Source organism: Streptomyces sp. XH2 (assembly GCF_049725035.1).
Classification (GTDB): domain Bacteria; phylum Actinomycetota; class Actinomycetes; order Streptomycetales; family Streptomycetaceae; genus Streptomyces; species Streptomyces roseoverticillatus.
Window position 1 is genome coordinate 48,073 of record NZ_JBMMMZ010000018.1, and the last position, 26,277, is coordinate 74,349.

At 74.7% G+C, this 26,277-nt stretch carries 23 protein-coding genes and 1 riboswitch; of the genes, 15 read left to right on the top strand and 8 right to left on the bottom strand.

What is annotated here, in order from left to right; translation table 11 throughout:
- Positions 1-291: 291 nt before the first annotated feature.
- Positions 292-1,056, top strand: a complete 765-nt coding sequence (locus ACOTKD_RS32885; RefSeq protein WP_424892654.1) for a hypothetical protein — start codon at positions 292-294, stop codon at positions 1,054-1,056.
- A gap of 28 nt (positions 1,057-1,084) precedes the next feature.
- Here the strand turns inward: ACOTKD_RS32885 and ACOTKD_RS32890 are convergent, their stop codons facing one another.
- The 4 genes from ACOTKD_RS32890 to ACOTKD_RS32905 form a co-directional block, all read right to left on the bottom strand.
- Positions 1,085-1,894, bottom strand: coding sequence for an enoyl-CoA hydratase/isomerase family protein (locus ACOTKD_RS32890; protein ID WP_424892655.1), 810 nt, complete (start codon positions 1,892-1,894; stop codon positions 1,085-1,087).
- Between the two features lie 118 nt (positions 1,895-2,012).
- Positions 2,013-2,234, bottom strand: coding sequence for a helix-turn-helix domain-containing protein (locus tag ACOTKD_RS32895; protein WP_030366669.1), 222 nt, complete (start codon positions 2,232-2,234; stop codon positions 2,013-2,015).
- 449 nt (positions 2,235-2,683) lie between these two features.
- Positions 2,684-4,282: an ABC-F family ATP-binding cassette domain-containing protein gene (locus tag ACOTKD_RS32900; protein ID WP_424892656.1), complete on the bottom strand. Its 1,599-nt coding sequence runs from the start codon at positions 4,280-4,282 to the stop codon at positions 2,684-2,686.
- Between the two features lie 685 nt (positions 4,283-4,967).
- Complete coding sequence (locus ACOTKD_RS32905) at positions 4,968-5,639, bottom strand: hypothetical protein (protein ID WP_424892657.1); 672 nt, start codon at positions 5,637-5,639, stop codon at positions 4,968-4,970.
- Positions 5,640-5,780: 141 nt separating this feature from the next.
- Between ACOTKD_RS32905 and ypfJ the strand changes: the two genes are divergently transcribed.
- Both ypfJ and ACOTKD_RS32915 read left to right on the top strand, forming a co-directional pair.
- Positions 5,781-6,668 (top strand): KPN_02809 family neutral zinc metallopeptidase, encoded by an 888-nt coding sequence (gene ypfJ / locus ACOTKD_RS32910; RefSeq protein ID WP_424892658.1) that lies wholly within the window; start codon positions 5,781-5,783, stop codon positions 6,666-6,668.
- A gap of 29 nt (positions 6,669-6,697) precedes the next feature.
- Complete coding sequence (locus tag ACOTKD_RS32915) at positions 6,698-7,099, top strand: VOC family protein (RefSeq protein ID WP_424892659.1); 402 nt, start codon at positions 6,698-6,700, stop codon at positions 7,097-7,099.
- Between the two features lie 59 nt (positions 7,100-7,158).
- Here ACOTKD_RS32915 and ACOTKD_RS32920 read toward each other — a convergent pair whose 3' ends face one another.
- The 3 genes from ACOTKD_RS32920 to ACOTKD_RS32930 form a co-directional block, all read right to left on the bottom strand.
- The gene (locus ACOTKD_RS32920; RefSeq protein WP_424892660.1) at positions 7,159-8,583 is read right to left on the bottom strand and encodes a hypothetical protein; all 1,425 of its coding nucleotides are present in this window, start codon (positions 8,581-8,583) and stop codon (positions 7,159-7,161) included.
- Between the two features lie 111 nt (positions 8,584-8,694).
- Positions 8,695-9,822: an alpha/beta hydrolase gene (locus ACOTKD_RS32925; RefSeq protein WP_424892661.1), complete on the bottom strand. Its 1,128-nt coding sequence runs from the start codon at positions 9,820-9,822 to the stop codon at positions 8,695-8,697.
- Positions 9,823-10,174: 352 nt separating this feature from the next.
- Positions 10,175-10,825: a class II aldolase/adducin family protein gene (locus ACOTKD_RS32930; RefSeq protein WP_424892662.1), complete on the bottom strand. Its 651-nt coding sequence runs from the start codon at positions 10,823-10,825 to the stop codon at positions 10,175-10,177.
- A 135-nt stretch (positions 10,826-10,960) separates the two neighbouring features.
- Here ACOTKD_RS32930 and ACOTKD_RS32935 point away from each other — a divergent pair, with 135 nt between their 5' ends.
- The 10 genes from ACOTKD_RS32935 (at position 10,961) to ACOTKD_RS32980 (ending at position 22,463) form a co-directional block, all read left to right on the top strand.
- Positions 10,961-12,205, top strand: coding sequence for an anion permease (locus ACOTKD_RS32935; protein WP_424892663.1), 1,245 nt, complete (start codon positions 10,961-10,963; stop codon positions 12,203-12,205).
- Between the two features lie 18 nt (positions 12,206-12,223).
- Positions 12,224-12,451 carry a hypothetical protein gene (locus tag ACOTKD_RS32940; protein ID WP_424892664.1) on the top strand — a complete coding sequence of 76 codons (228 nt, stop codon included), beginning with the start codon at positions 12,224-12,226 and terminating at the stop codon, positions 12,449-12,451.
- 396 nt (positions 12,452-12,847) lie between these two features.
- A riboswitch (cobalamin riboswitch) is annotated at positions 12,848-12,970 on the top strand.
- 128 nt (positions 12,971-13,098) lie between these two features.
- Complete coding sequence (locus tag ACOTKD_RS32945; RefSeq protein WP_424892665.1) at positions 13,099-14,073, top strand: cobalamin biosynthesis protein; 975 nt, start codon at positions 13,099-13,101, stop codon at positions 14,071-14,073.
- Between the two features lie 29 nt (positions 14,074-14,102).
- Positions 14,103-15,650 (top strand): cobyric acid synthase, encoded by a 1,548-nt coding sequence (locus ACOTKD_RS32950; RefSeq protein WP_424892738.1) that lies wholly within the window; start codon positions 14,103-14,105, stop codon positions 15,648-15,650.
- A gap of 38 nt (positions 15,651-15,688) precedes the next feature.
- Positions 15,689-17,746, top strand: a complete 2,058-nt coding sequence (locus ACOTKD_RS32955; RefSeq protein ID WP_424892739.1) for a putative cobaltochelatase — start codon at positions 15,689-15,691, stop codon at positions 17,744-17,746.
- Positions 17,746-18,345 carry a cob(I)yrinic acid a,c-diamide adenosyltransferase gene (gene cobO, locus ACOTKD_RS32960; RefSeq protein ID WP_424892666.1) on the top strand — a complete coding sequence of 200 codons (600 nt, stop codon included), beginning with the start codon at positions 17,746-17,748 and terminating at the stop codon, positions 18,343-18,345. Before ACOTKD_RS32955 ends, cobO begins: the two co-directional genes overlap by 1 nt.
- A 28-nt stretch (positions 18,346-18,373) precedes the next feature.
- Positions 18,374-19,822 carry a cobyrinate a,c-diamide synthase gene (locus ACOTKD_RS32965; protein WP_424892667.1) on the top strand — a complete coding sequence of 483 codons (1,449 nt, stop codon included), beginning with the start codon at positions 18,374-18,376 and terminating at the stop codon, positions 19,820-19,822.
- A 4-nt stretch (positions 19,823-19,826) separates the two neighbouring features.
- On the top strand, positions 19,827-20,225 hold the full coding sequence (locus ACOTKD_RS32970) for a cobalamin biosynthesis protein (protein WP_424892668.1): 399 nt from the start codon (positions 19,827-19,829) through the stop codon (positions 20,223-20,225).
- A gap of 92 nt (positions 20,226-20,317) precedes the next feature.
- A complete protein-coding gene (gene cobC / locus ACOTKD_RS32975; protein WP_030366653.1) occupies positions 20,318-21,370 on the top strand; it encodes an Rv2231c family pyridoxal phosphate-dependent protein CobC in 1,053 nt (350 codons plus the stop codon).
- 46 nt (positions 21,371-21,416) lie between these two features.
- Complete coding sequence (locus ACOTKD_RS32980) at positions 21,417-22,463, top strand: bile acid:sodium symporter family protein (RefSeq protein WP_424892669.1); 1,047 nt, start codon at positions 21,417-21,419, stop codon at positions 22,461-22,463.
- A 372-nt stretch (positions 22,464-22,835) separates the two neighbouring features.
- Here ACOTKD_RS32980 and ACOTKD_RS32985 read toward each other — a convergent pair whose 3' ends face one another.
- On the bottom strand, positions 22,836-23,936 hold the full coding sequence (locus tag ACOTKD_RS32985) for an amidohydrolase family protein (protein WP_424892670.1): 1,101 nt from the start codon (positions 23,934-23,936) through the stop codon (positions 22,836-22,838).
- A gap of 388 nt (positions 23,937-24,324) precedes the next feature.
- Here ACOTKD_RS32985 and ectA point away from each other — a divergent pair, with 388 nt between their 5' ends.
- Both ectA and ectB read left to right on the top strand, forming a co-directional pair.
- Entirely contained in the window at positions 24,325-24,900 is a 576-nt protein-coding gene (ectA, locus tag ACOTKD_RS32990) for a diaminobutyrate acetyltransferase (RefSeq protein WP_424892671.1), read from the top strand.
- A gap of 86 nt (positions 24,901-24,986) precedes the next feature.
- Positions 24,987-26,255, top strand: a complete 1,269-nt coding sequence (gene ectB, locus ACOTKD_RS32995; RefSeq protein ID WP_424892672.1) for a diaminobutyrate--2-oxoglutarate transaminase — start codon at positions 24,987-24,989, stop codon at positions 26,253-26,255.
- Positions 26,256-26,277 lie beyond the last annotated feature (22 nt).

Below are 26,277 nucleotides of genomic sequence, written 5' to 3' on the forward strand. Positions count from 1 at the left end.
CGTCCATTCGCCTCTCTCGGCTACGGGCCATGGGCCGTGGGCTGTGGGCTCCCTTTGCCACCTTAGGTGCGCATTCCCCGGCCCGCTCGGGGGATCCGGGGGAAACGACCGGAGCGGGCCACGGCCGGAGTGAGCCGCCGGTCCGGCTGCGCGCCGGGCGCGCGACGGCATCGGGGCAGGTCGCGGGGGCCACCGCCAGCCGGCACCACCGACCTTGGCTGTCATGCCCACAGCGATAGGATCCCGGCTTGATCGATCAAGCAGCACCGCATCACAGGGGGAACACACCGCATGGCGCTGAGACATCTGCTGACCGGCAACGGCCTGAGCCTCGCCCGCCACGCCCGCCGCCACGCCAACGGCATCTTCGCCGCCCCCAGCCCCGGCCGGGTCATCGACCCCGTCATAGGCCGCGTCCAGAAGGCGCGGGCCGCCGCCGGCGCGCTCACCACGTTCCTGCTGATATCCGTCTACGGCGTGGACGGCGGCTGGAGCGCCGTGTTCGAGGACGGCTTCACCAAGCTGTTCATGGCGCCCCTGGTGCTGATCCTCGTCGGCCCGCTCGTGATCGCCGGATTCATCTGGTACGCGCCGCCGCAGCACCGCCCCGTGCTGCGCTCACGGCTGCGCTACCCGCTCAAGGCCATCGGCTGGTACCTGGGCATTCCGATCGGCGCGGTCGGCGCGGTGCTGCTCCTCCTCGTGCTGAACAAGGTGCTGGAGGGGATCTTCGTGCTCCAGGCCGTGATCTGCCTGGCCGTCCTGATCGCGGGCATCCCCCTGCTGATCTGGGCGGGCTCCTTCCTCTTCTTCGCCTCGGGCGCCGCCGCCCGCTACGCATTCAACACGGCCGACGTGCACGCCGCCCTGCCGGCCGTCCTCACGGCGGTCCTCGTGTGGGTGCTGAACGTCGCCCAGCTCGGCGACGGCCTGCCGAACGGGCCGGTGGGCGTGCAGATCGCCGCGTTCCTCGGCGGCCCGCTGTCCGTCACGGCCGTGTCCTCCTGGGAGCTGCACGTGCTGCGCACCCGCTACGGGGTCCGCGTCCGGGGCTGACCCGAACGCGCCCCCGGCGAGCTCTCCGCTACTCCCCCACACCCGCCAGATCCCGCAGCCGCCGCCCCTGCGCGGCCCGCTCCGCCACCCGCTGCTCGTCGTAGGTGCGCCCGGCCGCGCCCCGCAGCAGGGCCTTGGTCTCGACCACGGCGTCCCGCGGGGCGGCGAGGATCGCCGCGGCGAGGTCGTGGACGGCGCCGTCGAGCTCGCCCGCCGGCACCACGAGGTTGGCGAGCCCGGCGCGCTCGGCCTCCGCGGCGCGCACGAAGCGGCCGGTGGTGCAGATCTCCAGCGCGCGGGCGTAGCCGACGAGGGAGACCAGCGGCTGCGTGCCGCCGAGGTCCGGCACCAGGCCCAGGCTGGTCTCGCGCATGGCGAACTGCACGTCCTCCGCGCAGACCCGCAGGTCGCAGGCGAGCGCGAGCTGGAAGCCGGCGCCTATCGCATGGCCCTGGACCGCGGCGATGGAGACGATGTCGTTGCGCCGCCACCAGGTGAACGCGGACTGGTACGCGGAGATCTCGGCGTCGAGCGCCTCGTCGCTCCCGCGGGCCAGGTCGATGAACGAGGGCTCGCCCTCGAAGCCCTCGGGGGTGAAGGCCTGCCGGTCGAGCCCGGCGGAGAAGGACTGGCCCTCGCCGCGCAGCACGACGATCCGGACGCTGCCCGGGAGCAGCCGTCCGGCCTCGGTCAGGGCCCGCCAGAGCGCGGGCGACTGGGCGTTGCGCTTGGCGGGGTTGGTGAGGGTGACGGTGGCCACCGCGTCGTCCACGGTGAGCCGGACGCCGTCACGGTCGAGCAGGGTGTCGAGCAGAGTCTTGTCGTTGGGGGCGGTCATCGAAGGGCCTCCGATCGGGCTACTGCACAGTAGGTGACTGCACAGTAACCACCCGGTCGACTGCTCGACCGACCGGGTGGCACTGCCCACACTGTCGGTGCCCTGGGTGCGCGGGGCGTCAGGCCGAGGCGGCCTTCTTGCCGCGCGTCGCTCCGCCGCGACCCCGGAGGATCACGCCGGATTCACTGAGCATCCGATGAACGAAGCCGTAGGAGCGGCCGGTCTCTTCGGCCAGCGCCCTGATGCTCGCACCGGAGTCGTACTTCTTCTTCAGGTCTGCCGCGAGCTTCTCGCGCGCGGCGCCGGTCACCCGGCTGCCCTTCTTCAGAGTCTCGGCCACCCGTGCCTCCTCATGGGAGATGCGCCTCTTGACTCTCATGATCACCCCTATACGGCCTCCTGGCCACCCATTCGACAAGGTCCATGAGAAGTCCGCGGCCCCCGGCGGCCCGGATTTCCGGCGCCCGCAGGCCTCGGAGCAGGGAATTCCGAACGATCGCGCTCGTACGACCGTACGGGTGGCGTAGCGAAGGGGCAGGTCAGACGGGGCACTCCCGGCCGGCGGTGCGAACGCCCCGGCGCATGGCACGGGTCGTGCGCCGGGGCAGCGGGCGGCAGCGGGGTACGAGCCGCACTCACTCAGATGAAGGATCACCCGTCGGCCGAATGATCGGGACGGCACCGATCACACCCGTCACGGAGCGCTACGAAGCGCCGGGCACTGGGCAGGGCTCGGGTGGGACTCGGATGGGACTCGGGTGGGAAGACGACGGCCGTCACGGCCCCGGATCAGGCGAGAGCGACCAGATCCGCGTAGTCCGGGCCCCAGAGGTCCTCGACACCGTCCGGCAGCAGGATGATCCGCTCCGGCTCCAGCGCGTCGACGGCGCCCTCGTCGTGGGTCACCAGCACCACTGCGCCCTTGTACGTGCGCAGCGCGCCGAGGATCTCCTCGCGGCTGGCCGGGTCGAGGTTGTTGGTGGGCTCGTCGAGCAGCAGCACGTTGGCGGAGGAGACGACCAGGGTGGCCAGGGCCAGTCGGGTCTTCTCGCCGCCGGACAGCACGCCCGCGGGCTTGTCGACGTCGTCGCCGGAGAACAGGAAGGAGCCCAGCGTCTTGCGGACCTCGACCAGGTCGAGGTCGGGCGCGGAGGAGCGCATGTTCTCCAGGACCGTGCGGTCCGGGTCGAGCGTCTCGTGCTCCTGGGCGTAGTAGCCGAGCTTGAGGCCGTGACCGGGGGTGACCTCGCCGGTGTCGGGCTTCTCGGCGCCCGCGAGCAGCCGCAGCAGCGTGGTCTTGCCGGCGCCGTTGAGGCCGAGGATGACGACGCGCGAGCCCTTGTCGATGGCCAGGTCGACGTCGGTGAAGATCTCCAGCGAGCCGTAGGACTTGGACAGGCCCGCGGCGGTGAGCGGGGTCTTGCCGCAGGGCGCGGGCTCCGGGAAGCGGAGCTTGGCGACCTTGTCGGAGGCGCGGACCTCGTCCAGGCCCTTGAGCAGCCGCTCGGCGCGCTTGGCCATGTTCTGCGCGGCGACGGTCTTGGTGGCCTTGGCGCGCATCTTGTCGGCCTGCGAGTTGAGGGCCGCGGCCTTCTTCTCGGCGTTCTGGCGCTCGCGCTTGCGGCGCTTCTCGTCGGCCTCGCGCTGCTGCTGGTACAGCTTCCAGCCCATGTTGTAGACGTCGATGGCCGAGCGGTTGGCGTCGAGGTAGAAGACCTTGTTGACGACCGTCTCGACGAGGTCGACGTCGTGGGAGATCACGATGAAGCCGCCGCGGTACGTCTTGAGGTAGTCGCGCAGCCAGGCGATGGAGTCGGCGTCGAGGTGGTTGGTCGGCTCGTCCAGGAGCAGGATGTCGGCGTCCGAGAAGAGGATCCGGGCCAGCTCGACGCGGCGGCGCTGACCGCCGGAGAGGGTGTGCAGGGGCTGCCCGAGGATGCGGTCGGGCAGGCCGAGGGCGGCCGCGATGGTGGCGGCCTCCGCCTCGGCCGCGTAGCCGCCCTTGGTGAGGAACTCCGTCTCCAGGCGGGCGTACTTCTTCATCGCGTTGTCGCGGGTGGCGCCCTTGCCGTTCGCCATGCGGTCCTCGTTCTCGCGCATCTTGCGCAGGACGGTGTCCAGGCCGCGGGCGGAGAGGATGCGGTCGCGGGCGAGGACGTCGAGGTCGCCGGTGCGGGGGTCCTGCGGGAGGTAGCCGACCTCGCCGGAGCGGGAGATCGTGCCGCCCGCGGGCATGCCCTGGCCGGCCAGGCACTTGGTGAGGGTGGTCTTGCCCGCGCCGTTGCGGCCCACGAGGCCGATGCGGTCGCCCTTGGCGATACGGAAGGACGCGTTCTCGATGAGGATGCGGGCGCCGGCGCGCAGCTCGATGCCGGAAGCGGTGATCACGGGGATTACTCCAGGGCGTGGTGGACGGCGGTGGGGACGGGAGTGAACTCGGCCGCGCGCGGGGGCGCGCCTCTGCGGGCGCGGGCGGGGGGCGGCCGACGCCGTCTAATGCACGAGGAGGAATGCCATACCCATCAGTCTAACGGTGATGCGCAACCGCCTTCCGGGGCCGGGCCCCGGCGGACCGTACGGGTGCGCCCCGCACCCATGACTCCGCCGCAGACTCCGCCGCAGCGGTGATCAGCCACGACGGCGGCTGCCGGCGGTGCCGTACCGGGGCTCGGCCCGGGGCCGCGGCCGGGCCCGGCTCGGCTCGGCACCGCCGGCAGCCGCCGTCAGGCGTCTCGCCGTTGCGGCGGAGGATTTTGTCGGCGCGGCCGGTGCGCTCCGGCCCCGGGCCCGGCTCGGCACCGCCGGTAGCCGCCGTCGGGCATCTCGCCGCTGCGGCGGAGAATTTTGTCGGCGCGGCCGGTGAACTCCGGCCCCGGGCCCCCGGGCCCCCGGGCCGCAACCGAGCCCGCGAGCGGGACCCCGACCGCCCGGTGGCCAGGCCCGGCTCGGCACCGCCGATAGCCGCCGTCGGGCATCTCGCCGTCGCGGCGGAAAATCTGCCGCAGCGACGGCGCCGGACCGGCGGCAGCGGATCCACCGGCGCCCGGGCGAAGGCACACGCGTCGCCACGCCGCTAGGCGAACGGCGCCGTCGCGGAGACCGCCGCGATCCGGGAGGTCCAGGGCGTCCCGGGGGCGCAGTGGCGGGCGATCAGGAGGAGGCCCGCGCGGTGGGCCGTGCGGGTGGGGTCGAAGGCGCAGCCGGGGCCCGCCTCGCGGTGCCAGCGGAGGTCGCCGTCGGCGGGCCCGTAGGCGGTGACGAGCCGTGGGGTGACGACGGCCACCGCGCCCGGCGGCGAACCGATCAGGTGGAGGGCGCCGCGCGCGGGCCCGCGGCGGGCGCCGGGGACGCCGCGGTGCCAGACGGAGAGGGCGCGGCCGTGGAGGGAGGTGCCGGTGACGAGGCCGTCGTCCCAGAGGGCGACGGCCTCGCCGCGGACGGGGTGGGCGGCCTGGAGCGGGCGGTGGCCTTCGCGGACGTACGTCCAGCGGCGGGCGCCCGTGTCCGGGTCGTACGCCTCCAGGCCGCCCGGCGCGAGGCGCAGCCGGGGCGCGCGGGCGGCACCGGCGGGGCGGGTGGTGGGCGCGGCGGCGTGCAGGGTGAGCCGGTCGCCGAAGGGGGCGTGCCGTTCGTGGCGGGCCGCGGCGGCCGGCGGCAGGGCCGGGAGCAGGGTGGCGAGGAGGAGCGCGAGGGCGGCCCGGAAGGGGGTGCGATGGGCGTCGTGCACCGGGTCCGCCGTCGCCATGGGGCCACTCCTTCCGTACCGTTTGTCCTGGATATCCGGGCGCCGGCGGCCGGCCCCGCCGACACGCCGGACCGGACACCCGAGCAATAGCGACATATGACGCGATTCACCGATACTCAGGGGTGGGAAGGCGGTGGGCGCATGCAGTTCGACGACGACGCGGGGCTGGACACCTCCCAGGTCCAGGACCAGCGCGGCGGCCGGATCCCGGGCGGCGGGATGACGATCGGCGGCGGCATCGTGGGCCTGATCGCCCTGGTCCTGGGGCTGTTCTTCGGCATCGGGCCGCAGGAGCTCGGGCTGAGCTCGCAGCCGACGCCCGGCGGCACGGCGAGCAGCGACGCGCAGGTCGATCAGCACTGCCGGACGGGCCGCGACGCCAACACCCGCGAGGACTGCCGGATCGTCGCGGTGGTCAACAGCGCCCAGTCGTTCTGGAGCCAGGAGTTCGGCCGCCGCTCCGGGACGTACACCCCGGCGTCGACCGTCTTCTTCACGGGCCAGGTCCGTACGGCCTGCGGGGCCGCGTCCTCGGCCGTCGGGCCGTTCTACTGCCCGGGCGACCGCAAGGTCTACCTCGACCTGGGGTTCTTCAACGAGCTGCGGACCAAGTTCGGCGCCACCGGCGGCCCGTTCGCGGAGGCGTACGTCGTCGCGCACGAGTACGGGCACCACATCCAGAACCTGATGGGCACGCTGGGCCGGGCCCAGGACCGGCGCACGGGCGCCGAGAGCAACTCCGTCAAGGTCGAGCTGCAGGCCGACTGCTACGCCGGGGTCTGGGCCCGGCACGCCACGACGACGCCCGAGAAGTCCACCGGGCGGCCGCTGATCAGCCGGTTGACGCAGGCGGACATCGACGACGGCCTGTCCGCGGCGGCGGCCGTCGGCGACGACCGCATCCAGGAGAAGTTCCAGGGCAGGGTGACCCCGGAGAGCTGGACGCACGGCTCGGCCGCGCAGCGGCAGCAGTGGTTCAACACGGGGTACGGCACCGGGGACATGGCCCGCTGCAACACGTTCCGCTGAGCGGGGAACGACCGCTAAGGAGTGACATCGTGACAGGCACGCACACGCCGAGCATCTACCCCACGCTGCTCTACCGCGACGCGAAGGCGGCGATCAAGCAGCTCACCAAGGCGTTCGGCTTCACGCGGGCCGCCTTGTACGAGAGCGAGGACGGCACGGTCCTGCACGCCGAACTCGCCTACGGCAACGGCAGGGTGATGATCGGTTCGAAGGGCCGGGTGGGGGTGTTCGCCGAAGCCATGAAGGAGAGCGGGCCGGTGGGCGTCTACGTCGTGGTCGAGAACACCGACGCGCACTTCCGGAAGGCTCAGAAGGGCGGGGTGGAGATCCTGATGCCTCCGACGGACCAGGAGTACGGCTCGCGGGACTACATGGCGCGGGACCTGGAGGGGAACGTGTGGAGCTTCGGGACGTACGTCCCGGCGGGCTGAGCCCGGCCGGGCGGGCCGGGCTCAGCTCCGTCGTGCGCGCCCCCGCGGGGGCACGCCGCTCAGACGCCGCCCGTGTGCACCTGGAAGGCCGCCTTCCGGACAGCCTTGGCCAAGGCCGGGTCCGGGTGGGCCGCCGCCAGGGCGACCAGCACCTGCACCGTGCGCGGATGCCCCACCGCCCGCACCTCCTCCAGCAGCCCCGGCACCGTGCCCTGGACCGCCGAGTCGAGGTGCCGCACGAGCAGCCGGCTCTCGCCGTGGTCGGCGACGGCGGCGGCCGTGTCCACCCACAGCCAGGTGGCCTCCTCGCGGGTGAGCACCTCGGCCGCCTGCTCCGGGTCCCGCCCCTCGTGCTCGGCGAGCCACAGCAGGGCGTACGGCCGCAGGCACGGCTCGTCCAGCACGGCCCGGACGGCGGGCTCCGCGGCCGCGCCGACCGCCCGCAGCGCCTCGAAGGCCAGACCCCGGACGAGGGCGTCGTCGCCGCGGGCCGCGTCCAGCAGCTCGCACTGGGCGCTGCCGGCGGGGCGGGCGGCGAGCCACGCGCGGTACTCGGCGCGGGCCGGGCCCGGGGTGAGGTCGGCGCAGCCGCGCAGCATGGCCTCGGCGGACAGCTCGATGTTGCCCGCGGGGCTCTGCGCGGCGACGCAGATCTGCTCCAGCTTGACCCACACCGCCCAGTTGCCGAGCGGGGTCAGCACGGCTTCGGCCTCCGCGCCGGCCCGCGGACCGGGGCCGCCGCGCATGACCAGGGCGCCGACGGAGGCGAGCCCTTCGAGCGCCCAGCCGAGGAGCTCCTCCAGCGGGTCGTCGTCCGTCGGGGCGGGCCGGGCGGCGGGGACGGGCGGGCCGCCGTAGGGGACCTCGCAGCGCTCGGCGCGGATCTCGGCGACGCGCTGCTGCAGCAGGTCGAGGAGCATCGCGACGGGCACGGGCCCGGCCGACAGGTGCATGACGGACAGCAGCTGCGGCGCGGCCTCGACGACCTCGGCGGCGACCGTCGCGTCGGTGCCGGCGGGCGCCGGGTGGGCCAGGGACCAGGCGTCGAAGAGGGCGACCCAGCCGCGCAGGACGGCGCCGTCGTCGCGGTCCCAGGCCTGCATGCGCCAGCCGGGGCGGGCCGTGCCGCCGTGCAGTTCGACGAGCCCGGCGAGGCGGGCGCGGTCCCAGTCGGCGCGCGCCTGGTGGGGCGTCAGGCCCAGGGCCGCGGCGGCCCGTCCGGCCGTCTCCTCGGAGAGCCCGCCGGTCGTACCGGGGCGCAGGGTGGCGCCGCGGCCACGCTCGTCGGCCGCCCAGCGGGCCACGCGGACCGCGCCCGTGAGGCAGTCTCTGGCCTGCCGGGCGAGTTCGGCCGGGGCGGGGGTGCCGGCCGGCGGGCGGGGCGCCGGGCGGGAGCCTCGGTTGGCCACGGCCCGGCGGGCAGCGGCGATCGGCTGTCGGGGGACAAGTCTGAGCCGGGAGTCGCGCGGAGTACGGGACGTCACAGGAGCAGTCTTGCCGCTGCCGCTCCGAAAACCCAATCGGAATCAATTGTCCGGCTGTCCACCCTTCACTTCCTGCCGCTGGATCAGGGCAGCTTGGGGGCTGTGGGAGCGTCACATGAAGGGGATGAGGAACCTCCGCAGCGCCTCTTCGTAACGCTCCGGGGAGGCGTTCCACATCGCGGCGTGCGGGGCCCGGCGGACGGTGTGCAGGACGATCAGATCGGGACGGCCCGCCGCGAGTTCGCGTGACGTGTGCCACGGGGCGACGGTGTCGTCGGGGCCGTGGGCGAGGAGGGCGGGGACGGTCAGCCGGGCCGGGTCCCGGAGCCGGTCGAGCCCGTCGGGGGCCATTCCGGTCCGGCCGCGGGCGGCGTGCACGGCGAGCGGGAGCAGCGGGGCGGGCACGCCGCGGCCGGCGGCCAGGGCGTGCAGGGCGGCCGGCCAGTCGAGCACCGGCGAGTCGAGGACGACGCCGCTGATGTGCGGGCGCAGCCCGGGGTCGCCGACGGCCAGCAGGGCCATGGTGGCTCCGGTGGACCAGCCGTGGAGGACGACCCGGCGGGCGCCGTGGGCCAGGGCATAACGGACGGCAGCGGCGAGATCATGCCATTCGGCGAGCCCGAAACGGCTGATTCCGTCCGGTGGCCGGGGCGCCCCGGGGTCGCCCCGGTAGCCGAGGGCGAGGACCGGCATCCGCAGGTGGTGCAGGAACGGCATGACGACCATGGGGTGCTCGCGCGTGGCGCCGAGGCCGTGCACGGCGATCACCCACGTGTCGCGGGCGGCGGGCACGAACCAGGCCGGGAGCGGTCCGAGCTCGCCGGGGACGACGACGTCGGCGTGGTCGAGGCCGAGGGTGTCGCGGGGGTTCCCGGCGTGGAGCTGCGGTGTGAGCCACACCCGGTCACCCGGCTCCGGCCCGCCGCGCGTGACGCGCACCAGACGGCGGACGACGGTGTCGGCGGCGTGCGGCGCGTCCTGGACGACGGGCCCGACGACGGCGTGCAGGCCGCGCCCGGTCAGCCCGTAGGTGCCGGGGCGCAGCGAGGCCTCGTGACGGGTGAGGGCGATGCGGTCGCCGTCGACGGAGTGGACGGTGAGCCGCGGCTGGTCCGGCGGCGGGCCGCCGGGTGCCGCGCGCAGGGCCGCGTCGGAGGCGTACCGGCCGGCCGCGAGGGCGGCCGCGCCGGCACCGATCGCACTGACGGCGGCCACGGCTGCCGTGGTCCGTATGCCCATGCCCTCCAGTGTGGGCGGGACGGGCGGCCACGGCCAGTGGACGCCTTCCGCTGCGCGGGGCCGGGGGTGTGCGCCGTGCGCTTCCGCTGCGCAGGCCCAGGGGGCGTCGCGCGCTTCTGCTGCACGGGCTGTCCGGGCGGCCCGGGCTCCTGCGCCGCCGCGGTGGCGCGCAAGCACGATGTGCCGTCCCGGCGGTGCCGGACTCACCGCCCGGCACTTACCGCCCGGCGTGGCACCGCCGGATTCCGCCGCGGTGGTTGCTCGCCGTTGCGGCGGAGGTCTGCTGCGCGGCGGAGCCCGGGGCGGGGGGGCCGGGGCCCGGCCGCGGCCCCCGGGCCCGGCTACGGGCCGCCTACGGCTGCCCGTAGCCGCGGAGCTTCTCCGTGGCGCGGTCGGCCTGCTCCGTGGTCAGCAGGGAGGGAGCGCGGCCGGGGACGGAGGAGGCCGTGAGCCAGACCCGGCTCATCCACTCCAGCTGGGCGGTGCGGTCGTAGGCCTGGTCGAGTCCGGCGCCGTAGGTGAGGGTGCCGTGGTTGCGCAGGAGGCAGCCGGTGCGCCCGTCGAGGGCCTCCAGGGCGTGCGCGGCCAGCTCGTCGCTGCCGTAGAGGGCGTACGGAGCGACGCGGACCGGCCCGCCGAGGGCGCCGGTCACGTAGTGGATCAGCGGCAGCTCGTCGACGAGCGTGGAGACGGCCGTGGCGTGGACGGCGTGCGTGTGCACGATCGCGGCGGCGTCCGTGGCGCGGTAGACCGCGAGGTGCAGGGGGAGCTCGCTGGTGGGGGCCAGGTCGCCGAGGAGCCGGCGGCCCTCCGGGTCGACGGCCACCACGTCGCGCGCGGTCAGCCGGTCGTACGGGACGCCGCTCGGTGTGACGACGATCACGTCGCCGACCCGGGCGGAGACATTGCCGGACGTGCCCACGACGAGGCCGTCGGCGGTCGTGCGGCGGGCCGCCTCCACCACATCGGCCCACGTCCGGCGGATCTGCTCGGTCTCCCTCATCCGTCCTCCACCCCTCTGCATCCGTTTCCCGCCTCCGGTTCGCGTCACTGCCCCGCCCGGGTCAGTTCACCTTCCGTTCACCCAAGGTCTTTACGGTCCCCGCTGTACTGACCATCGAGCTGATTGCCTGGGTGAATGGAACACATCACGCTTCTCATCGGGATCGTGATCGTCACGGCCTTGGTGTTCGACTTTACGAACGGCTTCCACGACACGGCCAACGCCATGGCCACCACCATCTCCACCGGGGCCCTCAAGCCCAAGGTGGCAGTGGCGATGTCGGCCGTGCTGAACCTCGTCGGCGCATTCCTGTCCGTGGAGGTCGCCAAGACGATCTCCGGGGGAATCATCGATGAGAGCGCGGGCATCAGACCGGAGATCATCTTCGCGGGTCTGGTCGGCGCGATCGTCTGGAACCTGCTGACCTGGCTCGCCGGTCTGCCCTCCAGCTCCTCGCACGCCCTCTTCGGCGGCCTCATCGGCGCGACGGTCGTCTCCGTCGGCTTCGACGCGGTCAACGCCGACAAGGTCGTCATGAAGGTCCTCATCCCCGCCGTCGCCGCGCCGATCGTGGCCGGCCTCGCCGCCTGGTGCGCGACCCGGCTCACCTACCGGCTCGCCCGCGGCCGCGACGAGCGCGACACCGCCAAGGGCTACCGCGCCGGGCAGATCGCCTCGGCCGCCCTGGTCTCCCTCGCCCACGGCACCAACGACGCGCAGAAGACCATGGGCGTGATCACCCTCGCGCTCGTCGCCGGCGGCGTCGTCGCACCGCACTCCGACCCGCCGCTGTGGGTCATCGTCTCGGCCGGCCTCGCCATCGCCCTCGGCACGTACCTGGGCGGCTGGCGCATCATCCAGACCCTCGGCAAGGGCCTCACCGACATCAAGCCCGCGCAGGGCTTCGCCGCCCAGACCGGCGCCGCGACCGTGATCCTCGCCTCCTCGCACATCGGCTTCGCGCTCTCCACCACCCAGGTCTGCTCCGGCTCGATCATGGGCGCCGGCCTCGGCCGCAAGGGCGGCGTCGTGCGCTGGTCGACCGCCGGGCGCATGGTCATGGCCTGGGGCCTGACCCTCCCCGCGGCCGGCCTCGTCGCCGGTGGCGCGGCCTTCCTCGCCGACCAGGGCGACTGGGGCGTCGCCGCGGTCGCCGTCCTCGGCCTGGCCGTCTCCGGCGCGATCTGGCTGGCCTCGCGCCGCAAGCCCGTCACCCACGACGACCTGGACTCGCGCGACGCCGTCACCGGCGCCGAGCCGGCCGGTGTCGTCACCGCGGCCCTGCAGGCCGTCGCCCCGCCGCCGGCCGGCCCGCTCGCCGCCGCGGTCTCCCCCTCCCCCGAGGCCGGGCGGGCTCCTGCCGCCGCCGCGGCGAGCTAAGGCATAAGGAAGAAACGCATGCACATCGACTGGGCAGCTCTCGGCCAGGTCTTCGGCGTCAGCCTCGTGGTGACGGTCGGCCTGGTGGGCATCTTCACCCTGGGCATCGTGGGCACGTCGCCCCGTGCGGGGGGCTCGGCGGACTCGGGTGCGGGTGCGGGTGCGCTCGCGCGCTCCGGGGCGTACGCGTGCTTCGCGCTGTGCGCGGCGGCCGTGGGTTACGGCATCTACTTGATCGTGGCGTAGCCGCGCTCCGCCTTCGAACGGCCGGACCCCTTCAGGGGTCCGGCCGTTCGCGTACCCGCGGGGAAGCCGGGCTGCGCCGCGGCCGCGCAACCGGCTTCCGCCGCGGTCAAGCGCATCTCGTTGCCGCGCAACGAACCCCGCCGCCGCGGCCGCTTGCGTCTCGTTGCCGGGCAGCGAACTCCCGCCGCAACGGCGATCATCCTGGGTGTACGTCTCCGCCGGCGCCGCCCCGCCGGTGGGTTCGGCACCGCCGGACACGTACACGGGGGTTGCACGCCGCGGCGGCGGTAAAAGGCGTCGGCCGCACCCGGCACGGGAAGCGCTCGGGCCAGGTCAGAGCGAGTTGACGGCGCCCGCGGCGCATGGTGGACTTCCGGAGCCAAACGGCGACAGCAGAGGAAGTCCGGTGCGAATCCGGCGCGGTCCCGCCACTGTCACCGGGGAGCGTCTCCCCCACGCGATGGCCACGGCGGCGAGCCGGAAGGCCGGGGCGGGCGCGGATCCGGGAGCCAGGAGACTCTGGTCGCCGGTCACGTCGAGCCAGGGCGCGGACCCTGAGTGAGGACACATCGTCATGCCCGGCGCCCGCCACCGAACGCCCCGCAGAGCCTTCTCTTCCCGCCGAGGCGTGACGGCGGTCTGATCCGATGCGTGCCGATCCGATCGGTTTCGCGTGCGGCGCCGCCCTCGGCTTCCTCGGTGACCGCGTCCTGGGCGACCCGCGCCGCGGCCACCCCGTCGCCGCGTTCGGCCGCGCCGCGCACGCCGTGGAGCAGCGCCTGTGGCGCGACGACCGCGGCCGCGGTGCCCTGCACACCCTGGTGTGCGCCGGGGGCGCGGCGGCAGGCGCCGCACTGCTGGCCCGTACCGTACGCGCTTCTCGTTCCCGTACCGCCGACGTCGCGCTGACCGCCGCCGCCACCTGGGCCGTGCTCGGCGGCACGTCCCTGGGCCGGGAGGCCCGCGCCATCGGGGGCGCGCTCGCCGCCGGTGACGTGGAGGTCGCCCGCGAGCGCCTGCCGCACCTGTGCGGCCGCGACCCGCAGGCGCTGGACGGGCAGCAGATCGCCCGCGCCGTCGTGGAGTCCGTGGCCGAGAACACCTCCGACGCCGTCGTCGGCGCCCTCGTGTGGGGCGCGCTCGGCGGCGTGCCCGGCCTGGTGGGCTTCCGGGCCGTGAACACCCTGGACGCCATGGTCGGCCACAAGTCGGCCCGCTACCGGCGCTTCGGCTGGGCCTCGGCCCGCCTGGACGACGTGGCCGGCTGGCCCGGCGCACGCCTGACCGCGGCCCTCGCCGTCCTCGCGGGCCCGGATCCACGCGGCGCCTGGCGCGTGGCCCGGCGCGACGCGTCCCGCCACCCCAGCCCCAACGCGGGTCCCGTGGAGGCCGCGTTCGCGGGCGCGCTCGGCGTGCGGCTGGGCGGCGCGCTCGCGTACGCGGGCCGGGTGGAGCACCGCCCCGTCCTGGGCGCGGAGAACCGCCCCGTGCGGACGGACGACATCGAGCGCGCGGTGCGCCTCTCGCACCGGGTGTCGCTGCTGGCCCTGGGGACGGCGGTGGCGGCCCGCACAGTGGGCAGCCTGTTGACGACGGCAAGAGCGGCAAGGAGGAGCCGGTGACGGCTGACAGGAGCGGGCCCGCGGGCCCGCTGGGCGGGGGCCTGCTGGTGGCCGGCACCACCTCGGACGCGGGCAAGAGCGTGGTGACGGCCGGCATCTGCCGCTGGCTGGCCCGCAAGGGCGTCAAGGTCGCGCCGTTCAAGGCGCAGAACATGTCGCTCAACTCGTTCGTGACGCGCGAGGGCGCGGAGATAGGCCGCGCGCAGGCCATGCAGGCGGCCGCGGCCCGCGTGGAGCCGAGCGCGCTCATGAACCCCGTCCTGCTGAAGCCCGGCGGGGACCGCAGCAGCCAGGTCGTCCTGATGGGCAAGCCGGTGGGCGAGCTCAGCGCGCGCGGCTACCACGCGGGGCGGCAGGAGCAGTTGTTCGGCACCGTGACCGGCTGCCTGGAGGAGCTGCGGCGCACGCACGACGCGGTCATCTGCGAGGGCGCGGGCAGCCCGGCCGAGATCAACCTGCGGCGCAGCGACATCGTCAACATGGGCATCGCCCGGGCGGCCCGGCTGCCCGTGGTGGTGGTGGGCGACATCGACCGCGGCGGCGTCTTCGCGTCGTTCTTCGGCACGACGGCGCTGCTGTCGCCGGAGGACCAGGAGCTGATAGCGGGTTACGTCGTCAACAAGTTCCGGGGCGACGTGACGCTGCTGGAGCCGGGCCTGGACATGCTGTACGAGCTGACGGGCCGGCGGACGTTCGGCGTCCTGCCGTTCGCGCACGGCCTCGGCATCGACGAGGAGGACGGCCTGCGGGTCTCCCTGCGGGGCGCGGTGCGCGAGTCGGTGGTGGCCCCGCCGCACGGCGCGGACGTGCTGCGGGTCGCGGTGTGCGCCGTGCCGCTGATGTCGAACTTCACGGACGTGGACGCGCTGGCGGCCGAGCCGGGCGTGGTCGTGCGCTTCGTCGACCGCGCGGAGGAGCTCGCCGACGCCGACCTGGTCGTGGTGCCGGGCACCCGCGGCACCGTACGGGCCCTGAACTGGCTGCGGGAGCGCGGGCTCGCGGACGCCCTGGCCCGGCGCGGGGCGGAGGGCCGCCCCGTCCTGGGCATCTGCGGCGGCTTCCAGGTGCTGGGCGAGCGGATCGACGACGAGGTCGAGTCGAAGGCGGGCACGGTCGAGGGGCTGGGCCTGCTGCCGGTGCGCATCCGCTTCGCCGCGGAGAAGACCCTGGCGAGACCGGTGGGCACGGCCCTGGGCGAGCCCGTGGAGGGCTACGAGATCCACCACGGCGTGGCGGACCTGCGGGGCGGCGACGAGCCGTTCCTGGACGGCTGCCGGGTCGGCTCGGTGTGGGGCACGCACTGGCACGGCTCCCTGGAGAGCGACGGCTTCCGCCGGGCGTTCCTGCGGCGCGTCGCGGAGGCGGCGGGGCGGGCCTTCGTGCCGGCCCCGGACACGTCGTTCGCCGCGCTGCGGGAGGAGCAGCTGGACCGGCTGGGCGATCTGATCGAGGAACACGCGGACACGGACGCGCTGCTGCGGCTGATCGAGGACGGGGTCCCGAAGGGCGTCCCGTTCATACCGCCGGGCGCGCCGGCTCCGCTCGCGCGGAACGACAACACAGGGGGTACCCGTTGACGGCCTCGGCCACCTACCCGTTCACCGCGGTCGTCGGCATGGACGACATGCGGCTGGGCCTGTTGCTCAACGCCATCTCGCCGTCCATCGGCGGAGTGCTCGTACGGGGTGAGAAGGGAACGGCCAAGACGACGACCGTACGGGCCCTGTCGGCGCTGCTGCCGCGGGTCGTGACGGTCCCCGGCTGCCGGTTCTCGTGCGACCCCGCGGCCCCCGACCCCACCTGCCCGGACGGGCCCCATGCGGGCGAGGAGGGCGACGCCCGCCCCGCCCGCATGGTCGAGCTGCCCGTCGGCGCCTCCGAGGACCGGCTCGTCGGGGCGCTCGACATCGAGCGGGCGCTGGGCGAGGGCGTGAAGGCCTTCGAGCCGGGCCTGCTGGCCGCCGCGCACCGGGGCGTCCTCTACGTCGACGAGGTCAATCTGCTGGGCGACCACCTCGTGGACTCCCTCCTCGACGCGGCGGCGACCGGTGTGTCGTCGGTCGAGCGCGAGGGCGTCTCCGTCCGTCACGCCTCCCGCTTCCTCCTCGTCGGCACCATGAACCCCGAGGAGGGCGAGCTGCGCCCCCAGCTCCTCGACCGCTTCGGGCTGACCGTCGAGGTCGCGGCCTCGCGCGAGCCCGACGAGCGCGTCGAGGTCGTCCGCCGCCGGCTCGCCTTCGACGAGGACCCGGCCGCGTTCGCCGCCAAGTGGGCCGCCGAGGAGGAGACGCTGCGCGAGCGAATCGCCGCCGCCCGCGCGCTGCTGCCGTCCGTGCGGCTGGGCGACGGCGCGCTGCGCCGGATCGCCGCCGTGTGCGCGGGCTTCGAAGTGGACGGCATGCGCGCGGACATCGTGACCGCGCGGACGGCGTCGGCGCTGGCCGCGTGGGCGGGCCGGACGGACGTGCTGACCGAGGACGTGCGGCAGGCCGCGCTGCTGTCGCTGCCGCACCGCCGCCGGCGCAACCCGTTCGACGCCCCCGGCCTGGACGAGGACAAGCTCGACGAGATCCTGCGGCAGTTCGAGGACGACGAGCCCGAGCCCGAACCCGAGGGGCCGGACGACGACGGTCCCGGCGACGGCGGTCCCGAGGGCGGCGGCCCCGACGGCGGCGGGCAGCAGCCCCCGCAGGACGGCCCGGGCTCCGACGGCACGCCGCCCGACGTGCCGCAGCAGCGGCAGGAGCCCGCGGAATCCGGGACGGGGTCCGGGTCCGGGTCCGAGTCCGCGGAGGCCCCCGGGAGCGCGCCCGCGACCGGGGAAGCCCCGGAGGCCCCGGCCGTCGCCGCCTCCGCCCCGTTCCGGACCCGCAGGCTCGACGTCCCGGGTCTCGGCGAGGGCGCCGACGGCCGCCGCTCGCGGGCCCGTACGGCGCACGGCCGGACGACCGGTTCCCGCCGTCCCCGCGGTGCCCTGTCCCGGCTGCACCTGGCCGCGACGGTGCAGGCCGCCGCGCCGCACCAGCGGGTGCGCGGGCGCAGCGGCCCCGGCCTGCTCGTGCGCCGCGACGACCTGCGGGAGGCGGTGCGCGAGGGCCGCGAGGGCAATCTCGTGCTGTTCGTCGTGGACGCCTCCGGTTCCATGGCGGCCCGGAAGCGGATGAGTGCGGTGAAGGGCGCGGTGCTGTCGCTGCTGCTCGACGCGTACCAGCGCCGCGACAAGATCGGGATGATCACGTTCCGCGGTGCGGGCGCCGAGGTGGCGCTGCCGCCGACGTCGTCGGTGGACGCGGGCGCGGCCCGGCTGGAGAAGCTGCCGACGGGCGGCCGCACGCCGCTGGCGGCGGGTCTGCTGCGGGCGCACGAGGTGCTGCGGGTGGAGCGGCTGCGCGACCCGTCGCGGCGGCCGCTGCTGGTCGTGGTGACGGACGGGCGCGCCACCGGCGGCCCGGAGCCGCTGCAGCGGGCGGCGCGGGCCGCGCGGCTGCTGGCCGGCGAGGGCACGGCGTCGGTGGTCGTGGACTGCGAGCAGGGGCCGGTGCGGCTCGGGCTCGCCGCCGAGCTGGGCCGGGAGCTGCGCGGCCCGGTCGTGACGCTGGACGAGCTGCGCGCGGACAGCATCTCCGCGCTCGTACACACCGTACGGACCACTCACACCAGGAGGGCCGCGTAATGCCCAAGGGGCAGCCGACCACCGTTCCCGACGACGGGCTCACGACGCGCCAGCGCCGCAACCGCCCGCTCGTCTTCGTCCACACCGGCATCGGCAAGGGCAAGTCGACGGCGGCGTTCGGCCTGGCGCTGCGGGCCTGGAACCAGGGCTGGCCGATCGGGGTGTTCCAGTTCGTGAAGTCGGCGAAGTGGAAGGTCGGCGAGGAGAACGCGCTGCGGGTGCTCGGTGCGTCGGGCGAGGGCGGCACCGTCGACTGGCACAAGATGGGCGAGGGCTGGTCGTGGATCCAGCGCGACAGCGAGCTGTCGAACGAGGAGAAGGCCCGCGAGGGCTGGGAGCAGGTCAAGCGCGACCTCGCGGCCGAGCGGTACAAGCTCTACGTGCTGGACGAGTTCGCGTACCCGATGCACTGGGGCTGGATCGACACGGACGAGGTGATCGAGGTGCTGCGCGACCGTCCCGGCACCCAGCACGTGGTCATCACGGGCCGCAACGCCCCCGAGAAGCTGGTCGGGTTCGCGGACCTGGTGACGGACATGTCGAAGGTGAAGCACCCGATGGACACCGGTCAGAAGGGCCAGCGGGGCATCGAGTGGTGAGCGTCGATCGAGTGGTGAGCATCCAGTGGTGAGTACGCGCGTCCCCCGCCTGGTCATCGCCGCGCCGGCCTCCGGCAGCGGCAAGACCACGGTGGCCACCGGGCTGATGCGGGCCTTCGCCGGCGCGGGGCTCGCGGTCTCCCCCCACAAGGTCGGGCCGGACTACATCGACCCCGGCTACCACGCGCTCGCGACCGGCCGCCCGGGCCGCAACCTCGACGCGTACATGTGCGGCCCGGAGCGGATCGCCCCGCTGTTCCTGCACGGGGCCGCGGGCTGCGACGTCGCGGTGATCGAGGGCGTGATGGGCCTGTACGACGGGGCGAGCGGGCAGGGCGAGCTGGCGTCGACGGCGCACGTGGCGAAGCTGCTGAAGGCGCCGGTCGTGCTGGTCGTGGACGCGTCGTCGCAGTCGCGTTCGGTGGCCGCGCTGGTGCACGGCTTCGCGTCCTGGGACCCGGAGGTACGGGTCGCGGGCGTCATCCTCAACAAGGTCGGCTCGGACCGCCACGAGGCGCTCCTGCGGGAGGCGCTGACGGAATCGGGCGTGCCGGTGCTGGGCGCGGTCCGCCGCGTCCAGCAGGTCCACACGCCGTCCCGGCACCTGGGCCTGGTCCCGGTGGCGGAACGCAGCACCGAGGCGGTGGAGGCGGTGGAGGCCCAGGCGGCCCAGGTGAGGGAGGGCTGCGACCTGGAGGGTCTGCTGGCACTGGCTCACAGCGCGCCACCACTGACGGATGCCACTTGGGACCCTGCCGCTCCGTTGTGGGCAGGCGTTCCGCAGGGCGATGGGGGTCCCCCCTGCTCGAACGAAGCCGAGAGCTTGGGGGAGGGCGGGCACAACCCGACCACCGGCGTGCACCCGAAGAACGCACCGGTAGTGGCAGTAGCGGCCGGCCCGGCGTTCACGTTCTCGTACACCGAGCACACAGAACTCCTGCGCGCGGCAGGCGCCGAGGTCGCCCCCTTCGACCCCCTCCACGACGAGTCCCTCCCGGACCGCACCGCCGCCCTCGTCATCGGCGGCGGCTTCCCCGAGGTCTACGCCCCGGAGCTCTCCGCGAACGAACCGCTCCGCAAGCAGGTGGCCGCCCTCGCGGCGTCCGGCGCCCCGGTCATCGCCGAGTGCGCGGGCTTGCTCTACCTCTCCCGTTCGCTGGACGGCAAGCCGATGTGCGGCGTGCTCCCCACGGACGCCCGGATGTCCGGCCGTCTGACCCTCGGCTACCGCGAGGCCGTGGCGATCGCGGACAATCCGCTGGCGCAGGCGGGCACCCGTGTCCGGGGCCACGAGTTCCACCGCACGGTGACGGAGCCGGGCGCGGGCGCGGCCCCGGCGTGGGGCTTCACCCACCCGGAGCGCCGCACGGAGGGGTTCGTGGCCGGCGGGGTCCACGCCTCGTACCTGCATGTGCACTGGGCGGGCGCCCCGGGCGCGGCCGCCCGGCTCGTGGCGGGCGCCGCCGCCCGCGGGTGATGCCATGGCCCCCGCCTCCGTTCCCGCCTCCGTCTACGTGGGCGTGGGCGCCCGCCGCGGCGTGCCGGCCGCGGAGGTGCTGGAGCTGATCGAGCGGTCACTGGCCGAGGCGGGTGCGGCCGGGCTGCGGCCGTCCGCGCTGGTGACCGTGGAGGCGAAGGCGGGCGAGGCCGGGCTGCTGGAGGCGGCCGCCCGGCTGGGCGTGCCGCTGCGGTCCTACGGGGCCGACGCCCTGTCACGGGTCGCCGTGCCGGGGCCGTCGGCCGCCGCACTGGCCGCCGTGGGCACGCCGGCCGTTGCGGAGGCGGCGGCGCTGCTGGCGGCCGGGCCGGGCGCCGTCCTGGCCGTGGGGAAGCGGAAATCCGCGCGGGCGACGTGCGCGGTCGCGTACGGACCCGCTTGACGGTCCTTCGGCGGCCGTCAGTACCGTTTCCGGGTGGGCCGCACGCGCCCGCCGACGACCATCCGGCACTCACAAGAAGGCGGCCCGCGGCCATGCACACTCCCAGCGAACCCGACCTGCGCCACCACGGTGACGCCGAAGTGCGGGGTGCCGGCGCGGAGCTGACGGACCTCGCGGTGAACGTGCGGGCCGGCACGCCGCCGGTGTGGCTGCGCGAGCGCATAGCCGCGTCGCTGGACGGGCTCGCCGCGTACCCGGACGGGCGGGCCGCGCGGCGCGCGGTGGCGGCGCGGCACGGGCTGCCGGAGGAGCGGGTGCTGCTGACGGCGGGCGCGGCGGAGGCGTTCGTGCTCCTCGCGCGGGCGCTGCGGGTGCGGCGGCCGGTCGTCGTGCACCCGCAGTTCACGGAGCCGGAGGCGGCGCTGCGGGACGCGGGGCACCAGGTGGAGCGGGTGCTGCTCGACGAGGCGGACGGCTTCCGGCTGGACCCGCGCGCGGTGCCGGGCGACGCGGACCTGGTCGTCGTCGGCAATCCGACGAACCCGACGTCCGTGCTCCACCCGGCGCGTGACCTGGCGCGGCTCGCCCGGCCGGGCCGGACCCTCGTCGTGGACGAGGCGTTCATGGACGCGGTGCCGGGCGAGGCGGAGTCGCTGGCGTCGGTCACGGACCTGCCGGGGCTGGTCGTGCTGCGCAGCCTCACCAAGACGTGGGGGCTGGCGGGCCTGCGCATCGGCTACGTCCTCGCGTCGCCCGGGACCATAGCCCGGCTGGAGCGCGCGCAGCCGCTGTGGCCGGTGTCGTCGCCGGCGCTGGCGGCGGCGGAGGCGTGCAGCGCTCCCCCGGCGCTCGCGGAGGCCGGGCACGCGGCGCGGCGGCTCGCCGAGGACCGGACGTACCTGGCGGCCGCGGTGGGCCAGTTCGAGGGGGTCCGGGTGCACGGGCCGGCGGCCGGGCCGTTCCTGCTGATCCGGGTGCGGGGTGCCGCGGCCGTACGGGGCAGGCTGCGGGGGCTGGGGTTCGCGGTGCGGCGCGGCGACACGTTCCCGGGGCTGGGGCCGGACTATCTGCGCCTCGCGGTCCGGGACCGGGCGACGACGGACCGCTTCGCGGAGGCCCTCGGGAAAGCGCTCGCCGAGGGGTGAGACCGCCTCTGGCCGAGGGCGGGAGTGATCGCTAGGGTGCCGCCGTATGGCGACCTCGCGCATACCCCCGGCAGCCCCGGCAGCCGCCGACCGGACGGCGCGGCTGGCCGTCACCGTGTTCCCGCTGCTCGTCGTCGCGGCCGGGGCGCTGGGGCTCGCCGCGCCGTCGCACTTCACCGGCTGGGCGCCGGCCGTGCCGTACCTGCTGGGCGTCGTGATGTTCACGATGGGCCTGACGCTGACCGGTGACGACTTCCGTGCGGTCGCGGGGCGGCCCTGGGCGGTCGGGCTCGGCCTCGTCGCCCATTACGTGATCATGCCGGGGCTGGGCTGGCTGATCGCCACGGCGCTGGGGCTGCCGCCGCAGCTGGCGGCCGGGGTGATCCTGGTCGGCTGCGCGCCGAGCGGGACGGCGTCCAACGTGGTCACGTACCTCGCGCGCGGGGACGTCGCCCTGTCGGTGTCCGTCGCGACCGTGTCGACGCTCGTCGCGCCGCTGGTCACGCCGCCGTTGACGCTGCTGCTGGCGGACCGGTTCCTGGACGTGGACGCGGGCGCCATGTTCACCGACATCCTCAAGACCGTGCTCGTGCCGGTGGTCGGCGGGGCGCTGGTGCGGATGGCGGCGGGGCGGCGCGTCGCCCGGGTGCTGGGCGTGCTGCCCTCCCTGTCGGCGCTGACGATCGCCGTCCTCGTGCTGATCGTGGTGTCGGGCAGCGCGGCCCGCATCAAGGACGCGGCCGCCCTCGTCCTCCTCGCCGTCGTCCTCCACAACGGCTTCGGCCTGGCCCTCGGCTACGCGGCGGGCCGCGTGGCCCGGCTCGGCGGCCCGTCGAGCCGGGCGATGGCCTTCGAGGTCGGCATGCAGAACTCGGGCCTGGCGGCGTCCCTGGCAACGGCGCACTTCAGCCCCGCGGCGGCGCTGCCGGCGGCGGTCTTCTCGGTGTGGCACAACGTTTCGGGGGCGGTGGTGGCGGCGTGGATGTCCCGCCGCGGCCCGTCCACGACGGCGCCGCCCCGTCCACCCGGGCCGCGGGGCACTGCCGAACCCATTCCTGCCGCCGCAACAAAGCGCAAGCCCCACCGGAGATGACCGGCGGCGGTGCCGAAGCGCCCTCAGGCCCGCCCGGCACCGCCGAACACCACCATCGTGGCCGATCTCCGCCGCGGCGGAGATAACTCGCCGGGCAGATGCCCGCACCACCACTCCCGCCGCAACGGCGAGCAACCCCACGCAACGCCACCGGCGGCGCCGAACCCGCCTCAGGCCTGCCCGGCACCGCCGTAGCTGACCGGCCCGGCAAGCCGGCAGTTGCCCGGTTCCTGCCGCCGCAGCAGAGCGGAACCCCCACCGGAGGTGACCGGCGGTGCCGAAGCGCCCTCAGGCCTGCCCGGCACCGCCGAGCACCACCATCGTGGCCGATCACCGCCGCGGCGGAGGGAACTTGCCGGCCGCACCCCGCCCTCAGCGGATCACCCGCCCCCGCAGGATCACCCGGCTCGGTGAGCCGAGGACGCGTACGTCCGACCGGGGGTCCGAGCCGTAGACGACGATGTCGGCCGGGGCGCCCTCCTCCAGGCCCGGGCGGCCGAGCCAGGCGCGGGCCGCCCACGTCGTGGCGGCGAGGGCGTCGACCGGCGGGATGCCGGCCTTGACGAGTTCGGCGACCTCCTGGCCGACGAGGCCGTGGGCGAGGGAGCCGCCCGCGTCCGTACCGACGAAGACGGGGATGCCCGCGTCGTACGCGGCCCGCACCGTGTCGTAGCGGCGCGCGTGCAGGCGCCGCATGTGGTCCGCCCAGCGCGGGAACTTCGCGTCGCCGCCGTCCGCGAGCCGCGGGAACGTCGCGATGTTGACCAGCGTCGGCACGATGGCGACGCCCCGCTCCGCGAACAGCGGAATGGTGTCCTCGGTGAGCCCGGTCGCGTGCTCGACGCAGTCGATGCCCGCCTCCACCAGCGGCGCCAGCGTCTCCTCCGCGAAGCAGTGCGCCGTGACCCGCGCCCCGAGCCGGTGCGCCTCGGCGATGGCCGCCGCCACCTCGCCCCGGGGCCAGCAGGCGGACAGGTCGCCGGTCTCGCGGTCGATCCAGTCGCCGACGAGCTTGACCCAGCCGTCCCCGCGCCGCGCCTCCCGGGCCACGTACGCAACGAGGTCTTCCGGTTCGATCTCGTGCGCGTAGTTGCGGATGTACCGGCGCGTCCGCGCGATGTGGCGCCCGGCGCGGATGATGCGCGGCAGGTCCTCGCGGTCGTCGATCCAGCGCGTGTCGGAGGGCGAGCCGGCGTCCCGCAGCAGCAGGGCGCCCGCGTCCCGGTCGGTCAGGGCCTGCTTCTCGCTCGTGGACTCGTCGACCGGCCCGTGGGCGTCGAGCCCCACATGGCAGTGCGCGTCCACGAGGCCGGGCAGCGCCCAGCCCTCGATGGTGGTGACGTCCCGCGCCCCCACGGGCCGTTCGAAGGTGATCCGGCCGTCGACGACCCACAGCTCGTCGCGCACCCCGCCCTCCGGGTCCGCGCCGACGAGCACCCGCCCCTTGATGTGCAGCACATCGCTGTCGCTCATGGACCGCACTGTACGAGCCCGCTCCTCCCGCACGCCAAGGGGCTGCCGGACCCGGGCTCCGGCCGGCCCCGCCCGGGCCCCGGTAAATTCCCCGGAACCCGCCTTTCGTATTCACGCAGACAACTCCCCGCGCATTCTCCTGCCCGCTTACCCGCACCCTAAACGCAGAATTTTCCTTACGTTTTCGCAAGGGAATTCATCCAGCCCGCAACCCCCTGTGACACACTCCACACCCCACCCCTTTCGCCCGGTTATTTCCGGGCAAAGCATCCCCCACCGCTCCCGCCTCGCCCGCCCACGCGCCTCCGCGCGATAACACAACCACCCGCCGCCGGGTAACCCGCACCCCCGATGCGATTTCCGATCCGCATCGGTAAATTCCCTCCGCATGACCGCCGCACAAGCAGACCTTGCACGTGCCCGCCCGGCCTCCTCCCGGGAATTCCCGGGAATTCCGGAGGACCTCACGCTCGACGTCCCGCGCGTCGACGACGGAGCCGCGATCTGGCGCATCGCCCGCGACTCGGGAACCCTGGACCTCAACTCCTCGTACAGCTACCTGCTGTGGTGCCGCGACTTCGCCGCCACCTCGGCCGTGGCCCGCCGCACCGGCGACGGGGAGCCCGCGGGCTTCATCACCGGCTACATCCGCCCCGCCCGCCCCCGCACCCTCGTGATCTGGCAGGTGGCCGTGGACGGCCCCCACCGCGGCCGCGGCCTGGCCGCCGCGCTGCTGGACGGCCTCGTCGCCCGGGTGGCCCGCGAGACGGGCGGCCTCGACGGGATCGAGACCACCGTCACGCCGGGCAACACCGCCTCCAACCGCCTCTTCGCCTCCTTCGCCGAGCGGCACGGCGCCACCGTCGAACGCGAAGTCCTCTTCCACGGCGGCCTGTTCCCCGAGGACGGCCACGACCCCGAAGTGCTGCACCGCATCGGCCCCCTCGCGCCCCGAACGCCCTGAGGGGCACTGAAGCGCGCTGAGGCGCACTGAACGCGCTCAGCAGCCGGACGCACCGAACGCATCGAACGCACCGACAGGAGCAGCCCATGACCATCACCCCGCCCGCCCTCAGCGTCTTCGAGGCCCTGGAGTCGGAGGTCCGCAGCTACTGCCGCAGCTGGCCCGCGGTCTTCGACCGGGCCCAGGGCAGCCGGATGTACGACGAGGACGGCCACACGTACCTCGACTTCTTCGCCGGCGCCGGGGCGCTCAACTACGGCCACAACAACCCGGTCCTCAAACGCGCGCTGATCGACTACATCGAACGCGACGGCGTCACCCACGGCCTGGACATGGGGACCACCGCCAAGCGCGCCTTCCTGGAGGCCTTCCAGAACGTCGTGCTGCGCCCGCGCGACCTGCCGTACAAGGTGATGTTCCCCGGCCCGACGGGCACCAACGCCGTCGAGGCCGCGCTCAAGCTGGCCCGCAAGGTCAAGGGCCGCGAGGCGATCGTGTCCTTCACCAACGCCTTCCACGGCATGTCGCTCGGCGCGCTCGCCGTCACCGGCAACGCCTTCAAGCGGGCCGGCGCGGGCATCCCCCTCGTCCACGGCACGCCCATGCCCTTCGACCACTACCTCGACGACACCGTGCCGGACTTCCTGTGGTTCGAGCGGCTGCTCGCCGACCAGGGCTCGGGCCTGAACACCCCCGCCGCCGTCATCGTCGAGACGGTGCAGGGCGAGGGCGGCATCAACGTCGCCCGCCCCGAGTGGCTGCGCGGGCTCGCCGCGCTGTGCGAGCGGCACGACATGCTGCTGATCGTCGACGACATCCAGATGGGCTGCGGCCGCACCGGCTCCTTCTTCTCCTTCGAGGAAGCGGGCATCACCCCGGACATCGTGACCCTGTCCAAGTCCATCGGCGGCTACGGGCTGCCGATGTCGCTCACCCTCTTCCGCCCGGAGCTCGACGTGTGGGAGCCCGGCGAGCACAACGGCACCTTCCGCGGCAACAACCCGTCCTTCGTCACCGCCGCCGCGGCGCTCGACGCGTACTGGACCGACAGGCAGATGGAGAAGCAGACCCTCGCCCGCGGCGAGCAGGCCGAGGAGGCCCTGCGCGCCATCTGCGCCGAACACCCGGGCCTGGGCGCGCGATACCGGGGCCGCGGGCTCGTGTGGGGGCTGGAGTTCGCCGACAAGGACCGCGCCTCGGCGGTCTCCCGGCGGGCCTTCGAGCTCGGGCTGCTCGTGGAGACGTCCGGCCCGGAGGGCGAGGTCGTCAAGCTGCTGCCCGCGCTGACGATCTCGCCCGAGGAGCTGGACGAGGGGCTGAGGACCCTCGCCCGCGCGGTCCGCGAAACGGCCTGACCGAAGAAGACAAGCACCACGG

What these genes read in the sequence shown, in the direction of transcription:
- ACOTKD_RS32970 (WP_424892668.1), top strand. Translation starts at nt 19,827, where the DNA reads ATGGCCCCCGCCTCCGTTCCCGCCTCCGTCTACGTGGGCGTGGGCGCC.
- ypfJ (WP_424892658.1), top strand. Translation starts at nt 5,781, where the DNA reads ATGCAGTTCGACGACGACGCGGGGCTGGACACCTCCCAGGTCCAGGAC.
- ACOTKD_RS32885 (WP_424892654.1), top strand. Translation starts at nt 292, where the DNA reads ATGGCGCTGAGACATCTGCTGACCGGCAACGGCCTGAGCCTCGCCCGC.
- ectA (WP_424892671.1), top strand. Translation starts at nt 24,325, where the DNA reads ATGACCGCCGCACAAGCAGACCTTGCACGTGCCCGCCCGGCCTCCTCC.
- ACOTKD_RS32890 (WP_424892655.1), bottom strand. Translation starts at nt 1,894, where the DNA reads ATGACCGCCCCCAACGACAAGACTCTGCTCGACACCCTGCTCGACCGT.
- ACOTKD_RS32980 (WP_424892669.1), top strand. Translation starts at nt 21,417, where the DNA reads ATGGCGACCTCGCGCATACCCCCGGCAGCCCCGGCAGCCGCCGACCGG.
- ACOTKD_RS32935 (WP_424892663.1), top strand. Translation starts at nt 10,961, where the DNA reads ATGGAACACATCACGCTTCTCATCGGGATCGTGATCGTCACGGCCTTG.
- ACOTKD_RS32945 (WP_424892665.1), top strand. Translation starts at nt 13,099, where the DNA reads ATGCGTGCCGATCCGATCGGTTTCGCGTGCGGCGCCGCCCTCGGCTTC.
- cobO (WP_424892666.1), top strand. Translation starts at nt 17,746, where the DNA reads ATGCCCAAGGGGCAGCCGACCACCGTTCCCGACGACGGGCTCACGACG.
- ACOTKD_RS32955 (WP_424892739.1), top strand. Translation starts at nt 15,689, where the DNA reads ATGGACGACATGCGGCTGGGCCTGTTGCTCAACGCCATCTCGCCGTCC.
- ectB (WP_424892672.1), top strand. Translation starts at nt 24,987, where the DNA reads ATGACCATCACCCCGCCCGCCCTCAGCGTCTTCGAGGCCCTGGAGTCG.
- ACOTKD_RS32925 (WP_424892661.1), bottom strand. Translation starts at nt 9,822, where the DNA reads ATGGGCATACGGACCACGGCAGCCGTGGCCGCCGTCAGTGCGATCGGT.
- ACOTKD_RS32930 (WP_424892662.1), bottom strand. Translation starts at nt 10,825, where the DNA reads ATGAGGGAGACCGAGCAGATCCGCCGGACGTGGGCCGATGTGGTGGAG.
- ACOTKD_RS32905 (WP_424892657.1), bottom strand. Translation starts at nt 5,639, where the DNA reads ATGGCGACGGCGGACCCGGTGCACGACGCCCATCGCACCCCCTTCCGG.
- cobC (WP_030366653.1), top strand. Translation starts at nt 20,318, where the DNA reads ATGCACACTCCCAGCGAACCCGACCTGCGCCACCACGGTGACGCCGAA.
- ACOTKD_RS32940 (WP_424892664.1), top strand. Translation starts at nt 12,224, where the DNA reads ATGCACATCGACTGGGCAGCTCTCGGCCAGGTCTTCGGCGTCAGCCTC.
- ACOTKD_RS32985 (WP_424892670.1), bottom strand. Translation starts at nt 23,936, where the DNA reads ATGAGCGACAGCGATGTGCTGCACATCAAGGGGCGGGTGCTCGTCGGC.